At 58.5% G+C, this 16,791-nt stretch carries 18 protein-coding genes; 8 read left to right on the forward strand and 10 right to left on the reverse strand.

Annotated features, from left to right (window positions below):
- Window positions 1-17: 17 nt before the first annotated feature.
- Both DHN10_RS08310 and DHN10_RS08315 read right to left on the reverse strand, forming a co-directional pair.
- Window positions 18-836, reverse strand: a complete 819-nt coding sequence (locus tag DHN10_RS08310) for an ABC transporter ATP-binding protein (protein ID WP_108814851.1) — start codon at window positions 834-836, stop codon at window positions 18-20.
- On the reverse strand, window positions 833-2,794 hold the full coding sequence (locus DHN10_RS08315; protein WP_108815148.1) for an AMP-binding protein: 1,962 nt from the start codon (window positions 2,792-2,794) through the stop codon (window positions 833-835). The genes DHN10_RS08310 and DHN10_RS08315 overlap by 4 nt, the downstream gene beginning before the upstream one ends.
- A gap of 164 nt (window positions 2,795-2,958) precedes the next feature.
- Here DHN10_RS08315 and DHN10_RS08320 point away from each other — a divergent pair, with 164 nt between their 5' ends.
- The 4 genes from DHN10_RS08320 to DHN10_RS08335 all read left to right on the forward strand — a co-directional run bounded on the left by DHN10_RS08320 (window position 2,959) and on the right by DHN10_RS08335 (window position 7,468).
- A complete protein-coding gene (locus tag DHN10_RS08320) occupies window positions 2,959-4,887 on the forward strand; it encodes a PAS-domain containing protein (RefSeq protein WP_108814852.1) in 1,929 nt (642 codons plus the stop codon).
- On the forward strand, window positions 4,884-5,594 hold the full coding sequence (locus DHN10_RS08325; RefSeq protein ID WP_108814853.1) for a response regulator transcription factor: 711 nt from the start codon (window positions 4,884-4,886) through the stop codon (window positions 5,592-5,594). Before DHN10_RS08320 ends, DHN10_RS08325 begins: the two co-directional genes overlap by 4 nt.
- 133 nt (window positions 5,595-5,727) lie before the next feature.
- On the forward strand, window positions 5,728-6,723 hold the full coding sequence (dusA, locus tag DHN10_RS08330) for a tRNA dihydrouridine(20/20a) synthase DusA (protein WP_108814854.1): 996 nt from the start codon (window positions 5,728-5,730) through the stop codon (window positions 6,721-6,723).
- Window positions 6,701-7,468 carry a hypothetical protein gene (locus tag DHN10_RS08335; protein ID WP_108815149.1) on the forward strand — a complete coding sequence of 256 codons (768 nt, stop codon included), beginning with the start codon at window positions 6,701-6,703 and terminating at the stop codon, window positions 7,466-7,468. The genes dusA and DHN10_RS08335 overlap by 23 nt, the downstream gene beginning before the upstream one ends.
- Here the strand turns inward: DHN10_RS08335 and DHN10_RS08340 are convergent.
- Window positions 7,465-8,124 carry a helix-turn-helix transcriptional regulator gene (locus DHN10_RS08340; RefSeq protein WP_108814855.1) on the reverse strand — a complete coding sequence of 220 codons (660 nt, stop codon included), beginning with the start codon at window positions 8,122-8,124 and terminating at the stop codon, window positions 7,465-7,467. The two genes, DHN10_RS08335 and DHN10_RS08340, sit on opposite strands and share 4 nt — an antisense overlap.
- 207 nt (window positions 8,125-8,331) lie before the next feature.
- Between DHN10_RS08340 and DHN10_RS08345 the strand changes: the two genes are divergently transcribed.
- The 4 genes from DHN10_RS08345 to DHN10_RS08360 are packed head-to-tail and all read left to right on the forward strand — an operon-like array spanning window position 8,332 to window position 10,895.
- Entirely contained in the window at window positions 8,332-8,544 is a 213-nt protein-coding gene (locus DHN10_RS08345; protein WP_100366394.1) for a twin-arginine translocase TatA/TatE family subunit, read from the forward strand.
- Between the two features lie 31 nt (window positions 8,545-8,575).
- The gene (gene tatB / locus DHN10_RS08350; protein ID WP_108814856.1) at window positions 8,576-9,091 is read left to right on the forward strand and encodes a Sec-independent protein translocase protein TatB; all 516 of its coding nucleotides are present in this window, start codon (window positions 8,576-8,578) and stop codon (window positions 9,089-9,091) included.
- Window positions 9,088-10,056 carry a twin-arginine translocase subunit TatC gene (gene tatC, locus DHN10_RS08355; protein WP_108814857.1) on the forward strand — a complete coding sequence of 323 codons (969 nt, stop codon included), beginning with the start codon at window positions 9,088-9,090 and terminating at the stop codon, window positions 10,054-10,056. The genes tatB and tatC overlap by 4 nt, the downstream gene beginning before the upstream one ends.
- Before the next feature lie 41 nt (window positions 10,057-10,097).
- Window positions 10,098-10,895, forward strand: coding sequence for an ATP-binding protein (locus tag DHN10_RS08360; RefSeq protein WP_373456693.1), 798 nt, complete (start codon window positions 10,098-10,100; stop codon window positions 10,893-10,895).
- Window positions 10,896-10,929: 34 nt separating this feature from the next.
- Here DHN10_RS08360 and DHN10_RS08365 read toward each other — a convergent pair whose 3' ends face one another.
- The 7 genes from DHN10_RS08365 to purF all read right to left on the reverse strand — a co-directional run bounded on the left by DHN10_RS08365 (window position 10,930) and on the right by purF (window position 16,688).
- Complete coding sequence (locus DHN10_RS08365; protein ID WP_108814859.1) at window positions 10,930-12,129, reverse strand: LysM peptidoglycan-binding domain-containing M23 family metallopeptidase; 1,200 nt, start codon at window positions 12,127-12,129, stop codon at window positions 10,930-10,932.
- A 61-nt stretch (window positions 12,130-12,190) separates the two neighbouring features.
- A complete protein-coding gene (locus tag DHN10_RS08370; protein ID WP_108814860.1) occupies window positions 12,191-12,832 on the reverse strand; it encodes a protein-L-isoaspartate(D-aspartate) O-methyltransferase in 642 nt (213 codons plus the stop codon).
- A complete protein-coding gene (gene surE, locus DHN10_RS08375; protein ID WP_108814861.1) occupies window positions 12,829-13,614 on the reverse strand; it encodes a 5'/3'-nucleotidase SurE in 786 nt (261 codons plus the stop codon). The genes DHN10_RS08370 and surE overlap by 4 nt, the downstream gene beginning before the upstream one ends.
- Window positions 13,615-13,761: 147 nt before the next feature.
- Window positions 13,762-14,403: an SDR family NAD(P)-dependent oxidoreductase gene (locus DHN10_RS08380; RefSeq protein WP_108814862.1), complete on the reverse strand. Its 642-nt coding sequence runs from the start codon at window positions 14,401-14,403 to the stop codon at window positions 13,762-13,764.
- 38 nt (window positions 14,404-14,441) lie between these two features.
- A complete protein-coding gene (locus DHN10_RS08385; RefSeq protein WP_159086957.1) occupies window positions 14,442-14,702 on the reverse strand; it encodes a hypothetical protein in 261 nt (86 codons plus the stop codon).
- 119 nt (window positions 14,703-14,821) lie between these two features.
- The gene (gene arsC, locus DHN10_RS08390) at window positions 14,822-15,226 is read right to left on the reverse strand and encodes an arsenate reductase (glutaredoxin) (RefSeq protein WP_108814864.1); all 405 of its coding nucleotides are present in this window, start codon (window positions 15,224-15,226) and stop codon (window positions 14,822-14,824) included.
- A gap of 4 nt (window positions 15,227-15,230) precedes the next feature.
- Complete coding sequence (gene purF, locus DHN10_RS08395; protein WP_108814865.1) at window positions 15,231-16,688, reverse strand: amidophosphoribosyltransferase; 1,458 nt, start codon at window positions 16,686-16,688, stop codon at window positions 15,231-15,233.
- Window positions 16,689-16,791 lie beyond the last annotated feature (103 nt).

Genomic DNA, 16,791 nt, shown 5'->3' on the forward strand with positions numbered 1-16,791 from the left:
ATGCGCCTCCGCGGTGCTTAGTCATGGGCCACCCCCAGATAGGCATCGATCACCTCTTGATTGTTGCGCACCTCATCGGGGGTGCCGTCGCCGATCTTGCGGCCGTAGTCCATCACGACGACACGGTCGGACAGATCCATCACAACACCCATGTCATGTTCGATAAGTGCAATTGTGGTGCCGAATTCATCGTTCACATCAAGGATAAAGCGGCTCATATCTTCTTTTTCTTCAACATTCATGCCTGCCATGGGTTCGTCCAAAAGCAGCAAATCAGGCTCTGCCGCCAAGGCGCGCGCCAATTCCACCCGCTTTTTCAAACCGTAGGGCAGGCGGCCCACAGGCGTTTTGCGGATTGCTTGAATCTCCAGGAAATCAATGATCCGCTCAACCGCCTCGCGGTTCTCGTTCTCTTCGCGCTGGGCTTTGCCCGCCCAGATTGCTTGCGCCAGCATATTGCTTTTGATGTGGCCCATGCGGCCCGTCATAATGTTGTCGAGCACGGACATGCCTTCAAATAATGCGATGTTCTGAAATGTCCGCGCGACACCTTGGCGGGCGACCTGATAGGGTCTCATCGGCGGGCGCTTCTTGCCGCGAAAATGCACTTCACCTTCTTGCGGTTTATAGAAACCCGATATGACATTCAGCATCGAAGATTTGCCCGCGCCGTTCGGCCCGATGATCGCGCGGATTTCACCCTCGCGGATGTCAAAGCTGATGGATTTGATCGCTTCAACACCACCAAAGCGCAGGGTGATGTCGCGCAGGTCCATCATCACACCACCAATCTGGCGGCCATCCTCGGTCACATAGGGGGTCGCATCTGCTGTCATGCTGCGGCCTTTGCTTTGGCGACAACGATTGCATCGCGGATATCCAGCGTGGCCTTGATGTGGCCCTTACGACCGTCTTCATAGGTCACTTCGGTTTCGGTGTAGATCTCGCCCGATCCGTCATAAAGCGCATCAATCAGGTCATCGAATTTTTCGGCAATCACAGCACGGCGTACCTTGCGGGTGCGGGTCATTTCGCCATCGTCGGCGTCCAGTTCCTTGTGCAGCACCAAAAAGCGGTGAATCTGGCAGGCGGCCAGCATTTCGTCCTGTGCCACGCTTTCGTTCACCGCATTGATATGGCTCTGCACGGTATCAAGCACCTGCGGGTGCTGCGACAATTCCTGATAGCTGGAATAAGCAATGTTGTTGCGCTCGGCCCAGTTGCCCACGGCGGTCAGGTCAATGTTGATAAAAGCCATGCAGCGATCCTGACCTGCGCCAAAGACCACCGCCTCAAGGATATTGGGATAGAATTTCAGCTTGTTTTCGATGTATTTCGGCGCAAACAGGCTGCCATCCGCCATTTTCGACACATCCTTGATCCGGTCGATGATCCGCAAATGGCCGGATGTCTCTTCGATAAAGCCTGCGTCGCCTGTCGCCACCCAGCCTTCGGCGTCTTTGGTCGAAGCCGTGCTTTCAGGGTTGCCGTAGTATTCCACAAAGGTGCCGGGAGAGCGGTAGAACACCTCGCCGCTTTCGGCGATTTTCAACTCCACACCTGGGGAGGGCACGCCAACCGTATCCGAACGCACCTCACCATCGGGTTGCTGGGTGATAAAGACGGTCGCTTCGGTTTGCCCGTAAAGCTGTTTGAGGTTGATCCCAAGACTGCGATAGAAATCAAAGAGTTCCGGCCCAATCGCTTCGCCCGCGGTATAGCCCACGCGCACCCGGCTCATCCCCAGCCTGTTTTTCAGCGGCCCGTAGACCAGATATTTACCCAGCCCATAAAGCAGTTTGTCGCCAAACCCGACCGTTTCACCATCCAGCAGTTTCGGTCCAACTGTTTTCGCCCGTTCCATGAAATAGGAAAACATCCAGCGCTTGAAGCGGTTGGCGTCTTCCATACGGATCATGACTTGCGTCAGATGCCCTTCAAAGATCGCAGGGGGCGCAAAGAAATATGTGGGGCCAATCTCGCGCAGATCAGACGTCATGGTCTCGGCGCTTTCGGGGCAGTTCACACAGAAGGCCGACCAATAGGCCTGACCAATTGAAAAGATGAAATCACCCACCCAAGCCATCGGCAGATAGGCAAGCGTTTCTTCGCCCGCGCTGAGGTGGTCAAACTCGGACGAGTTCTTGGAGGTCTCGATGACATTACGATTGGACAAAACCACGCCCTTGGGCCGGCCTGTGGTGCCAGAGGTATAAAGCATCACGCAGGTGTCGTCATATCCCAGCACATCCCGACGGGCGTTCAGTTCCTTCGAGAGGCGCGGTGCGTTGGCCCGTCCGGCGTTCTGAATATCAGCAAAGGACGTGATCTCACTATGGTCGTATTTGCGCATGCCGCGCGTGTCGTAATAGATGACATGGGCGATGCCATGCACGGTCTGCTGGGCTTCGATGATCTTGTCGACCTGTTCCTGATCGCCCGCAATCGCAAAGCGCGCGCCGCAGTTTTCCAGCACATAGGTCATCTCTTCGACGACGGCATCCTGATAAAGCGGGACCGGCACAGCGCCAACTGATTGCACCGCAACCATCGACCAATAAAGGGCAGGGCGGTTGCGGCCAATGATGGCGATGTGATCGCCCGTCTGCACGCCAAGGTCCAATAGGCCAAGTGCCAGCGCTTCTACCTCTTGCGCGGTTTCGGCCCAAGTCCAGCTTTGCCAGATGCCGAATTCTTTTTCGCGATAGGCCGCTTTGTCGCCATGCAAACGCGCGTTGCGCGCCAGTAATTGCGGCACAGAGACCAGTTGATCCGGCTGGTTTTGATCCGACATGCATCCTCCCAAACGCAAATCCGAATGACCTTTGATGTTCCCCCCAAAGGTCGCTTGCAGCATGTGTGGCAGACAAGTTTTTCAGAAGTTTATCCGAAATGTTGCGAAATCTTGCAAGCGTCGCGTGCTCTTGTGACGCGCCACTTTGCTGATACAGATGGGCCATGACCCGCATGTCCGCGACCCATGAAAGCCTGACACAGGCCGGCTTGAACCTGATCAAACAGGCGATTTCGATCTATGATCAAGACCTGCGGCTGGTGCTGGCCAATCTGCAATTCCAACGCATGTTTGATCTGCCCAATGCATTGGTGGAACCCGGCGGTTCGTTTGAGCAAACCCTGCGTGTTCTGGCAGAACGTGGCGATTATGGCGAGTTGGACGATGTCGACAGCTTTTTGGCCGAACGTGTGGCACAGGCCAAAGCGTTTGAGCCACATTATTTTGAACGCACCCGCGCCAATGGCACGACCATTTCCGTCGAGGGCAGCCCCTTACAGGATGGCGGCTGGGTCGCGGTCTATTCTGACATCACAGAGTTAAAGACGCAGGAGGCGCTGTTGCGGTCCCGCTCTGCGGACCTGTCAGAAGAACTGATTTCGCGATCCGAGGAACTGGCCCGCGCCAACCGCACATTGACGGCGACGGTCACAGCACTGGAAGAGGCCAAGCATCAATTGCTGGCGTCACAGGCGCGGCTGAACCTCACCAATTCCATGATCCCCGCCCATATCGCACGGGTCAACCGCGAAGGCATCTATACCTACACAAATCACAAGCTGAATTCGATTGTACCAGGACGGTCCAACGATATCGTGGGCATGCATATGTCCCAGGCACTGGGGGCCGAGGTCTATGACAGGATCAAGGATGGATTTGCTGCGACATTGCGAGGCGAGGCCCCGGTTGTTGAATTCGAACACAAAGAGGCCGGGCGGCATAACCGCGTCGCCTTTACCCCCGATATCAACGACGCAGGCGAGGTCGTAGGGGCCTATCTTCTGTCGGCCAATGTGACCGAACAGGTGCGCGCGCGGCAGGCCCTTGCCCACACAAGACGCCGAGAGCTGGCAGCACAATTGACCAGCGGGCTGGCCCATGATTTCGGCAATTTACTGACGATCATTCTGGGCGAACAGGACCGGCTTGCCCGGTTAGAGGGCATGCCCAAAGAGGCGTTGCAATATATTGAGACAATCAAATCCGCAGCCCGCCGCGGAGGGGATTTGATCGGCGGATTAGGAGAGCTGGACGCGCAGCGGTCGATCAACATTCGACTGACGGAATTTGTGGGCTTTCTTAAGCAGACAACGCTTTTGGCCAAAGCGGCGACGCCTGAACGGATTGCGCTGACCGTGACAAACAAGGTCGATGCTTCGCATCTGATGATCGATGCAGGGTTTGCGCAGGATGCCCTGCTGAACCTTGTGCTAAACGCGATCGACGCAATCGCGGGCGAGGGCACGGTAACTGTGACCGTATCTGTGGATGCGGCGGGTTTTCTGACGTTCTGCGTCGAAGACACTGGATCAGGGTTCTCGCAAGACGCGCTGTCCAATGCCTTGGCGCCATTCTTTACGTCCAAATCAGACCGGGCCGGGCGTGGGCTGGGGCTATCGACAACCTTTGATTTTGCGCGCTCAAGCGGTGGCACGGTGCGACTGGCCAACCGCCCCGAAGGTGGGGCCAAAGTTTGCATTCTCATTCCATACCAACCGGCAAAACCCGTCGTGCCCGGCGTGGTCCTTTTGGTCGAAGACAACGTGGATATCCGGCAAACCGTCCGGGACTATCTGCAACGCATGGGCCATGCCGTGATTGAGACCGACAATGTGAATGAAGCCCGCAAACTGGCGTTGGTAGGAGAGGTGACATTTGTTGTGACAGACTTGATGCTGAAGGACGGCGGCACAGGGTTTGAACTGGCCGAACATCTGCATGACCGCAGGCCCGATTTGCCAGTGTTGATCATCACCGGGCTGCCCTCAAATGATCCGCAGTACAAGGTGGCGGCGCGCCGCTATCCGGTCTTGCATAAACCGTTTGAATTTGATGCCTTGGCCACGAAAATGAATGAGGCGACACACAGATGAAACCCGCCCCGCTGATCACGGTTCTAGACGATACGCCGGAAATCCGCAGCATCCTGTCGGACGCCCTCGAACAGGCGGGGTTCCGGGTGCGGTCGTTCGGGCGGGCGGCAGAGTTTGAGCAGGCCTGCAAGACCATTTCGCCCGACGCTTGCATCATTGATTTGGGGTTGCCAGACAGCGACGGGTTGGCGCTGGTGCATCGCTTTGCCAGCCAATCAGACGCGCCGATCCTGATTATTTCGGGCCGGTCACGCACGCAGGACAAGATTGTTGGGTTGGAACTGGGTGCGGATGACTACATCATCAAGCCGTTTGAGGTTGAAGAGGTCATTGCGCGCCTGCGTGTCATCTTGCGTCGCGCCAACCCCGAGACCCCAAAGACCGAAGTAAAGACCGTGCGCTTTGGCAGCTGGACCGCTGACCTTGATCTGTTGCAACTGACGAAAGACACAGGCGAAAGCCAGAACCTGACCTTCGCGGAAAACGAGATCCTGAAGATGTTTCTGGCATCGCCCAACCGGCTGATCCGGCGCGAACAGATCCTGGATTATCTGGGCAGCCGCGCCGACGACGCCTTTGATCGTTCTATCGATGTCAAAGTTTCGCGGTTGCGCACCAAACTGGGTGATGACGCCCAAAACCCGCAGATCATCAAGACGGTCTATGGGGCGGGGTATATCTTTATCGCAGAGATGCTGGACGGGTAACTGCACGGGCCGCGCGCTCTCTGCTAAATTGCGCCTGAAACCGCCATCGTTTGCTCTAGACCGACCCATTTCCTGTGCAGTATGTGTGCGGCATGGGGCGAATACTGGATCGCTGCCGATAGGAGATTTGATCATGCCCAACAACGCGACCACCGCGGCAGCGCGCCTCTCGGTCGCCCCCATGATGGATTGGACCGATCGCCATTGCCGGTATCTGCATCGGCTGATGTCGCGGCATGCGTTGCTTTACACCGAGATGGTCACAGCGCCGGCGATCATTCACGGGGATCGGGATCGGTTGCTGGGGTTTGATGCCGCTGAGCAACCCGTTGCACTGCAGGTTGGTGGCTCTGATCCTGACCAACTGGCCGAGGCTGCGCGGATTGCGCAAGGGTATGGCTATGTTGAGATTAACCTCAACTGTGGATGTCCGTCGGACCGCGTGCAATCGGGCAGTTTTGGTGCGGTGCTGATGGAGGCGCCCAAATTGGTCGCCGACTGTGTGGCTGCAATGCGTGCGGCGGTTGATGTGCCCGTTACTGTGAAATGCCGCATTGGTGTGGACGATCAGGACCCGGCGACTGTGCTCCCGGATTTTCTGGCGCGCGTTTCTGCGGCCGGGGTGGACCGGTTTTCAGTGCATGCGCGCAAAGCGTGGTTGCAAGGGCTGAGCCCGAAAGAGAACCGCGATGTCCCACCACTGGATTACGATTTAGCGTTGCAAATGAAAGGCTTGTTTCCGCATCTTCATCTGTCGATCAATGGCGGGATCGAGACACTGGATCAGGCGGAGGGATTTCTGGCCAAAGGCATGGACGGTGTCATGATCGGGCGCGCGGCCTATCATACACCAAGCGCTGTGCTGCTGGATGCCGACGCGCGGATCTTTGGTGATCCGCTGCGGCGCAGTGCCGAAGAGGTTGTGCATCTGATGCTGCCTTACATTGCAGATCATATCGCCAGCGGTGGCCGTCTGGGCCAGATTACCCGCCATATGCTGGGTCTGTTTCAGGGTCGTCCCGGCGCGCGCGGGTGGCGGCGGCATCTGTCAGAAAACGCGCATGCGGATGGTGCCGGACCGGATGTCGTGCTTGCCGCGCTGGAGCATGTCACGCGATTGGCCGCTTAAGGTGCGCCTTCAACATAGGTTGGATCAGGACGGTTATGTCGTCTTTCCCCATGCCCCAGAGGTGGCGGCTTGGGCAGAGGCCGCGCGGATTGCGGGCCTGACGGTTCTTCAAAGGGGTGGCGATTTTCGTCATGGGCGCACGTGGTTCGTGGGCGTTGATGCTTTGCCGAATGCGCCGGACGGCAGCATTGGTGGTGTGCCACTTGCCGGGCCGTTCATGGCGCATGTGACCGCACCTGCGCAGTGGCATCATGCGCAGCTTTCGGTGGTGTTTTCGGGGTATCCGCAGCAGGACGAGGGCGAAAGCGATGCCGCGCACCGCTATCGCCGCCTGCGTGACGCCGCCCATGTGGATGGGTTGTTGCCCGAAGGGCCCGACAAACGGCGACATCTGCGCGAACCGCATGGGTTTATCCTTGGGCTGCCCTTGGATGACGTTGCGGCCAGCCCTTTGGTGGTCTGGCCGGGTAGCCATCTGGTGATGCAAAAGGCCTTTGCAGAGGTCTTTGCCGGGGTGCAGCCCACAGATTGTGGCGATCTGGATATCACCGAGGCCTATCAGGTGGCTCGTCGCGCGGTCTTTGAAATGTGCCCAAGGGTGGAGGTCGCAGCCAAGCCCGGTCAAACGATCCTGCTGGATCGGCATCTAGTACATGGCGTGGCGCCTTGGGCCGAAGGTGCCGCTGGAGACATGCGTATGATCGCCTATTTCCGCCCACAGGTGGATATGGCGCAGTGGCTCTAACCCTTTAGGCGGTTGAAATCGCGCAGGGATTTCCCCGGCTCATCGACAAAAAGGCTGGGCAGGATGCGCAGGCTTTCAATCTGATCAACCCGGATTTCATCAAAAGCAATGCGCGCCTCGCACCAGACAACGCAAGTCCAGAGCCGCCCCCAATAGTCGAGTTGTAGCGGGCGCACGGTGCGCGTTGCATTTTGCATAACCAGTTCCAGCTTTTGACGGGTGCGTACGGCTTGGCGAAGGCTGGGCAGATGCTGGAACCCCCGTGCGGCATCCGCAAAAGGGTAGATCGCAAAGCCGCCGCCGCTGGGCGCGCGGCTGCGGTCTTCGGGCATGACCGCGTCGATCTTGGTAGAAAGCGCACGAGCGGCGGAGGACAGCTCGGCATCGTCGCTGTGGCTGACGGCGCTCAGGCCGATATGCAGCGCCTCCATCTCGGTCATGGTCAGGTTCAGCGGGGGTAGGGTGATCGCCGCGGTGACGCGGTAGCCGATGCCGCGTTCGCCCTCAATGGGCACGCCAGAGGCGGCGAGCGTTTCCATATCGCGATAGATGGTGCGCAAGGATACCTGCGTGGCCTCGGCCAGATCATGGGCTCGGTGCAGGGTGCCATCCCGCAGGATCTGGACCAGTTGCATCAGACGGTCGGCGCGGCGCATGTGATTCCCCCCTTGAGATGGTCAGTTTTGTCAATTTTCTGACAACTGACAAGTTTTTGTCACAAGAATGGGAAAACCCTTGTGAAAAAGGGGCTTAACGAGAGGTATTTGATGCTTTTGTCCTTTCCTTGGCGCGGTGCGGCACCTATTTGTCTGCATAGGAATGAAAACCGAATGCAGGCGGATGGCCTGCGCAAGGAGAGAAAGATGCTCAACAATATTGGTCTTCCCGGCCTGCTTTTGATCGCTGTCGTCGTGCTGGTGCTGTTTGGCCGCGGCAAAATTTCTAGCCTGATGGGCGAAGTCGGCAAAGGCATCACCGCGTTCAAGAAGGGCGTTGATGATGGCAAGCAAGAGATCGAAGACAGCATGGCCGAGGCGAAAGACGTCACGCCAGAAGAAGAAAAAGACAAAGTTTAACGCGATTGCCTGACAAGAAGGATTACGCCTGATGTTTGGCCTTGGTTGGAGCGAAATGCTTGTCGTCGGTGTCGTGGCACTGATTGTGATCGGCCCAAAGGACCTGCCCGGATTGTTCCGGCAGTTGGGGCAATTCACGGGCAAGGCGCGGATGATGGCGCGAGAATTTTCGCGCGCGATGGAGCAGGCCGCTGATGAAAGCGGGGTCAAGGATGTGTCCAAAACCCTGCGCGCGGCCAGTAATCCGGCCAAATTCGGCACCGACAAGATCAAGGAAGCGACGGGCATGACCAAAGGCCCTGAAACCCAAGCCTTGTCAGAGGAACGCCAAGCGGCCAAGGAAAAGATGAGCAAAGCCATGGCCGATGCCGCGATAGAGCGTAAAGCCCGCGAGGCCGAGGATGCCGCCTTTGAGGCTGCTGCCGCCAAGTCTGCCAAACCAGCCGCGAAGGCCAAACCAGCCGCGAAGGCCAAACCAGCGGCGAAGCCCAAACCAAAGACCAAGGCCAAGCCAGCGGCGAAAGCCAAACCAGAGGCGAAGGCATGAGTGCGCAAGACGAGATCGAAGACAGCGCCGCCCCATTGCTGGAGCATCTGAGCGAGCTGCGCTCGCGCCTGATCTATTCGGTCATGGCGTTCTTGGTTGGCATGATCATCTGCTTCTCTTTTGGCGGCATGTTGCTGGATTTTCTGCTGATGCCGATTGAGCGCACGATGCGGAACTTGGGCAATCCAAACCCGGTGATGCAATACACGGCACCGCAAGAGTATTTCTTTACCCTGATCCGCATTTCCGTGGTGGGTGGTCTGACGATCTCTTTCCCGGTGATCGCCTATCAGATGTGGCGCTTTGTGGCGCCCGGCCTCTACCGCAATGAAAAGAACGCCTTCTTGCCGTTCATCATTGCTTCACCCGTCTTGTTCCTGATCGGTGCGGCCTTTGCCCACTACGTTGTTGTCCCGCTGGCGATGGCGTTTTTCCTAGGCTTCGCTGATTTGCCGTCTTTCGTTTCTGCGATCATGGCGGATGCTTTGCCACCGCCGGAAGGATCAGCGCTGTTGCCGGGGGCCGCAGGTGGCACCGCCTTGCCGGATACTGGCGTAGATATCGTCTTTAACGGCAAGGTAAATGAAACGCTGGATATCACGCTCAAGATGATTGTGGCATTTGGTGTATGTTTCCAACTGCCTGTGCTGCTGACCTTGATGGGCTCTGCTGGTTTGGCCAGTTCGCGCGGCCTGCGCGGCACGCGGAAATATGCGGTGGTTGGCATTCTGATCGTTGCGGCATTGGTGACACCGCCTGATGTGACCACACAGGTCATTCTGTTTGTCGTGGTCTATGGCCTTTACGAAGTTTCCATTCATCTGGTGGCTGCTGTCGAACGCAAGAAAGATCGTGCGGCCCGTGCGGAAGGGATCATTGGCGAAGGCGAAAGCCTGTTTGATTTCCCTCAGGACGACGATGATCCCGAAGAGCCAGAGACCACCGAAGAGGACCCCAAGGCGTGAGCAAGAAAGCATTGCACCGGATTGCTGACGCGCTTGAACGGATGAGCCCCGCACCCGCCGCGGTTCCTGATTTCGCGGCGGCGGCAGCATTTGTCTGGCACCCTGATCCTGACAGGCTTGTCCCTATTGCACAGGTCAACCGGGTTGGTGTTGACCTGTTGGTAGGTGTGGATCGGTCACGTGACACCCTAATCACCAATACGGTGCAATTTGCCAAAGGGCTGCCTGCCAACAACGCTCTGTTGTGGGGCGCGCGCGGGATGGGAAAATCCAGCCTTGTCAAAGCCGTGCATGGCGCTGTTCATGAGGATCACCCTACACTCAAGATCGTCGAAGTGCAGCGCGAGGACTTGCCAAGCATTGGCCGCTGTCTGAACCTGCTACGGGACGCAGAGGAGCGGTTTATCCTCTTTTGTGACGATCTGTCCTTTGGCCATGATGATGCGCATTACAAATCGCTCAAGGCGGTGCTGGATGGCGGGATCGAAGGGCGGCCGGATAACGTGGTGCTTTATGCCACGTCAAACCGCAGGCACCTGATGCCGCGTGATATGATCGAGAACGAACGTTCAACCGCGATCTCACCGTCCGAGGCGGTGGAAGAGAAAGTGTCGCTGTCGGATCGTTTTGGGCTGTGGCTGGGCTTTCATCCCTGCGATCAAGATGAGTATTTGGCGATGATCCGCGGCTATTGCGATGCCTATGGTGTCACAATTGATGACGACACGCTGTGGGCCGAAGCGATTGAATGGCAGGCCACAAGAGGCAGCCGCTCCGGCCGGGTGGCCTGGCAGTATTTCACGGATTTGGCCGGCAGGCGGGGAGTGACCCTGGCGTAAGGTGGATCATGATCCACCTTACATTGCAGGTCCGTTATTGCAGGTAATCAACCGGATCAAGGCTTTGCAGCCCGCGCCGTACCTCAAAGTGCAAGAAGCTGGGGTCAGCCGCACGCACCTTGCCGATGGTCTGCCCACGCGAGACACTGGCGTTCTTTTCCACCGTCAGCCCATCCATCTGTGTATAGACCGTCAGCAAGCCATCGCTGTGCTTGATCACCACGATAGAGCCACCGCTAGTATCGGTTGTGACAGCGGCAACGGTGCCGCTATCAGCCGCTTTGACGTCCGTGCCTGCGGCGGCGCCAATATCGATACCTTCGTTTGATCCCGGCGCATAGGCGCGGATAATCGACCCCTGTACGGGCATCTGCAGGCGTGCGCCTGACGCGGCTGGTGCTTCAGGTTCGCCCAGATCTGGGGCCTCTGGTGTCGCCGTGTCGGGCAAGGGGGCCGCTGGTGTGACTGCGGGCAACGGCGTTGCCGCACTTGGGGGCAGCGGCGTTGGCGTGCCTGCGCCGGGCTCTGTCACATCTGTTGCAGGTGTTGGGGCCGGGGTCGCACCGCTTTGTGGGACCAGCAGGAATTGCCCTTCACGGATCGTGAATTCAGCATCCAGACCGTTCCATTCCGCAATGCTCGTCACGGGCACATTGTAGAGCCGCGAAATCGAGAAAACCGTTTCACCACGTTTGACCTGATGGCGGATGGGTTCCGTGCCCTGTACCGCAGGGGTTGGGGCGGCGGGCGTGGCCGCCGGGGCCAATGGGGTTGCAGCCACCGTGCCGGTGCCAGAGGCATCCGCGCGATCAAGCGCCGTGGTGGCCACAGCCGTTACATCAAGCGGTTGGATTGGGCCCGTGGTCAGCGCACCGGTTGCAGGTGACGGTTCGGTGACGCGCGTCGGCAGGGCGATAATCTCGTCCCGGCGCAGGATCACGTCCGGTTCGATCCCGTTGTATTCGGCCAATTCATTGGCGTTCAGTCCAAGCCGGATGGCGATGGCGCGGATCGTGTCATCGCGGCGGGCGACAACAACCTGATAATTCGGATAGGAAATCACGCCGCGATCATCTGGCCGGGGGCGACCGGGAAGTTCTTGCACGGCGGCACTGGTATCAAACCCGTTGCCGATATCGCGCAGATCAGGATCAAATCCTTCACACGCCACAAGGGCCGTCACTGCGACCCCCGCCATCATCATGCGCCGTATTGGCATTTGCCCGTTTGCCATCTGTACCGCTCCTTGTTTTAGTTGCCCCTTATTATGGGGTCATACTATATTTTGTGTCAGTTTACTCTTGTCCGAGCCCTTCTAGCAAGGGGACAAAGCGCACGGCACGTAATTCATCATAGTCATAACCGCTCTCGAGCCGCGTCACGCGGATCAGACTTTGCACTGCATCCGACTGTCCAACCGGCAAAACCATGATCCCGCCAACCCGTAATTGCGCCAGCAGCGGCCCCGGCGGGTCTTCTGCGGCAGCGGTCAGCAGGATGCGATCAAACGGGGCCTGTTCGGCAAACCCGTGGCTGCCATCTGCGGTGAATGTGGTGATATTGGTGATGTCATTGGCCTCAAACACAGCGCGGGCCGCGTGGACCAACCGCCGATAGCGGTCGATCGTATAGACCCGCCGTGCCAGCTTGCTGAGGATCGCGGCCTGATAACCGGAGCCGGTGCCGATCTCGAGGACCTTGTCGCGCGCGCTTACCTGCAACGCCTGCGTCATCAAACCAACAACCGACGGTTGGCTGATTGTCTGGCCGCAGGCAATGGGCAGGGGCATATCCTCATAGGCGCGGTCGGCGAAGGTTCCTTTGACGTAATCGGCGCGGTCAACTTTCTCCATCGCGGTCAGCACGCTGGCATCAGTCACGCCCTTGCTGCGCAGTGCGTAGAGGAATTGCATCTTGGTGGCTGCGTCAAAAGTCACTTGAGGGCATCCTCAAGCGTTGCGACCATGTCGTAGTCTGTAAGATCAGCGCGCATCGGCGTGACCGAGATATAGCCATCAAGGTTTGCGGCGGCATCTGTGCCGGGGGCCGTGGGTTCGTGCTGTGGTCCGCCACGCACCCAAAGAAAGCGGCGCCCCGTGGGCGAGGTTTGCGCCTCGGCCCGGAAGCGTGTGTTAAGGCGGAACCCTTGGGTGGTCGCTGCCATGCCTTTGACATCCTGTGCCGCGACGGGCGGGAAATTGACGTTGTAGAACAGTTTGTAATCGGCACTGTCCCACAGTGCATCCGCCAGCAACGCGCGGACGGTTGCCGCACCATGAACGGCTGCGGCTTCAAACGGGTTGTCCAGTTTGGCATTATCGGGGCCGAAGAACTGCGACAGGGCGATCGATCTTACGCCTTGCAATGCGCCTTCGATGCAGGCGCCGATCGTGCCTGAATAAAGTGTGTTTTCGGCGGCATTGTTCCCGCGATTGACGCCGGACAACAGCAGATCGGGGGGCGTATCTTGCAACACGTCATAGAGGCCCGCAATCACGCAATCGGCGGGCGATCCTTCGGCGGCAAATCGGCGGTCGTCGAGTTTGGCAATCATCGTTGGGTGAGTGTAGCTGATGCAGTGCCCGACACCGGATTGCTCAAAGGCGGGGGCCACCGTCCAGACTTCACCATCGTCGCCGGCGATCTCTTGCGCGATTTGGGTGAGAACCTGCAAGCCGGGTGCGTTGATGCCGTCGTCATTGGTGATGAGAATACGCATACCTTGCCCCTGATTGTCTGCGTTTGTTCCTATGCGAGCACGGCGGTTACGGCAAGCACCAGCACGCCTGCCGCGGTGGAGCAAACAATTTTCGCGAAAATTGTTTCGTCAGAAGATTTTTTGACAAAAAATCTTCGCTCGTTGGGGCTATGCCAAGATGCCCGGCAACAAACGGGCCGCTTCCGCTGCCGTATCGGCCAGAACGCTGCGGTCCTCACCGGGAAAGAACCGACCGCGTGTGGCAGTGGGCATCGGCTCGGGCGTCATGATCGCAACCTGCGGGCCGGTCTTGGCGCTTTCCGCCTGCCAACTGCGCGCCAATGCGATCTGCGCGGCCTTCGTGGCCCCGTAAGAGCCAAAAAACTGCTGCCCGCCGCGCGGATCATCAAAGAACACAGCCTTGCCCGATGTGCCCAGCAAGGGGCTGACATAGGCGATGAGCCGCGACGTCGCCTCTATATTGATTGCCATCGATTTGGCCAGGTCCTTGGGGCCGATATGGCCCGCAGGGGTCAGGGGGGCTGCGTGAACGGCGGTGTGCAACCACAGATCCAAAGATCCCCAGCGGTCATAGATGCCGCGGCAAAGCTGCTGCATGGCCGCATCCACGCCGATATCCATCGGGGCCAGCGTGGCTTGCCCGCCTGACGCCTGAATGGCGTCATCCAGCTCTTCCAGCGCGCCGACGGTCTTGCCAACGGCGATGATGTGATGTGTAGGGGCGAGGGCCTTGGCAAGGGCCGCACCCAGGCCGCGCGAAGCGCCAGTGATCAGAACGGTTTTTGTCATATGTGCCTCATGTGCTGAACCGCGCCAGAGGTCAAGTATCAGCCGCCTGGCAATGCCAGAGCAACAGTGCGCCCCCAGCGATCTGTGACAATCACCTGACTGTTGCCGATTGCGGTGATTTGCGCGCCAAAGGCCTCTTGCCCGACGCTGACACGCGCGATGCTGCCCCACGCAGAGCGCAACAGCGCCGCAGGCCCGTCATGGGCATCCACCACCCCAATCAGGGCAAGGCGGTGCATATCCAATGCATCAGGCATGGTGGCATTAGCAGCCGCGAGGGCGGGGTCTGGTTCTGGCATGGGTGATACTGCGTCGCTTTTGATTTTGCGCGCTTCTGACAGAGAAATATGCCGGGCAAAAGAGACGCAGAGCGATATGACGCGGGGTTTATTGCCGATCCGGGGCCACATCGCTGCGATCAAGGGGCGAGGATGAGTGTCCCGTCTTCCTTATAGACCGCTTCGGTCAGTGGTTTTTCAAGAAGCGGCAAGACAGCCTCGGACGGACGACAAAGTGCTACACCCTTGGGCGTGCAGACAATGGGCCGGTTCACAAGGATGGGATGCGCGACCATCGCGTCCAACAGCGCGTTGTCGCTGACGGTTGGATCCAGCAGGCCCAAGTCTTCTGCTGGGGATTTGGAGATGCGCAGGGCGGCACGTGGTGACAGGTCTGCGGCGGCAAACAGCGCTTGCAACTGCGGTCGGGACCAGCCGGTTTGGAGATATTCAACAACGACGGGGTCCGTCCCTGTCGCCCGAATGACGGCAAGAACGTTGCGAGACGTGCCGCAGTCGGGGTTGTGGTGGATGACGGTTGTCATTGCTTCACTCTGCCGCTGTTTTTGCCTCGAACCCCTGTTCGATCATATCGGATGGTGCGACCGGATACTCCCCCGAGAAGCAGGCGTCGCAATAGGCGGGCGCCTTGGCGTCCCGTCCCTTTGCCTCGCCCACGGCGCGGTAAAGACCATCCAATGTGATGAACTTGAGGCTGTCCACACCCAGATGCGCGCGCATTTCTTCCTCAGTCATCGTCGCGGCGAGCAGCTTTTCGCGTTTGGGCGTGTCCACACCGTAAAAGCAAGGCCAGGCGGTGGGCGGCGATGCAATGCGGAAATGCACCTCGGCGGCGCCTGCATCAAGGATCATATCCTTGATCTTGCGGCTGGTGGTGCCGCGCACGACGCTGTCGTCCACCAGAATGACCCGTTTGCCTTTGATCAGCGCGCGGTTGACGTTCAGTTTCAGGCGCACACCCATGTTACGGATGCTTTCGGTGGGTTCGATAAATGTACGGCCCATGTATTGGTTGCGGATGATGCCCATTGCGTAGGGAATGCCCGATTGCAGCGAATAGCCGATGGCCGCAGGTGTGCCACTGTCAGGCACCGGGCAGACCAGATCGGCATCAACCGGGTTTTCTTTGGCCAGCTCACGGCCAATGTTTTCACGGGTTTCATAGACAGAGCGACCACCGAGGATACTATCGGGGCGGCTGAAATATACATGCTCAAAGATGCAGAAGCGCGAACGATTGGGACGGAAAGGGAAATGGCTCGCGACGCCTTTGTCGGTGACAACGACCATTTCGCCGGGCGCGATTTCGCGGACGAACTCTGCGCCGATAATATCAAATGCACAGGTCTCTGACGCCAGCGCCCAACCGTCCCCGATCTTGCCCAGCACCAGCGGGCGCACGCCCAGCGGATCGCGGCAACCGATCAGTTTGGTACGGGTCATGGCGACGATAGAGAACGCGCCTTCAACCTTGCGCAGCGCCTCTTCCATGCGATCAGGAATGGTGCGGCCCATGGAACGCGCCATCAGATGGATGATGCATTCACTGTCCGAGGAGCTTTGAAAGATCGAACCGCGCTCGATCAGCTCGCGCCGCAGGGACAGCGCGTTTGTAATGTTCCCGTTATGGGCAATCGCCGCCCCACCCATCGAAAACTCGCCAAAGAACGGCTGCACATCGCGCATTGCCGTTTGCCCTTTGGACCCGGCGGTTGAATAGCGCACATGGCCAATGCCGATCATACCGGGCAAGCGTTCCATCATGGAGGCAGAGGTGAAATTATCGCGGACCAGCCCCATGCGGCGTTGCTGGTTAAAGCCGGTTTCGGTGTCATGAGTGACAATGCCGCCCGCTTCTTGCCCGCGGTGCTGCAGGGCATGCAGGCCGAGGGCCACAAAGTTGGAAGCATCGGTCACACCGACAACGCCAAAGACGCCACATTCCTCCCGCAGTTTATCATCGTCAAAGGGATGGGCGGGGGGCATTGCGGTGGACAAGGGGGCAGCTCCGAATCCGTTTCATCAAGGATGCCCCTCTCTTAGTGGCTGAATTGCGTGGTGTCACGGTAGGATCATGTTTCTGTGCTGC

This window comes from Loktanella sp. Alg231-35 (genome assembly GCF_900143545.1).
In the GTDB taxonomy this organism is placed as follows: domain Bacteria; phylum Pseudomonadota; class Alphaproteobacteria; order Rhodobacterales; family Rhodobacteraceae; genus Yoonia.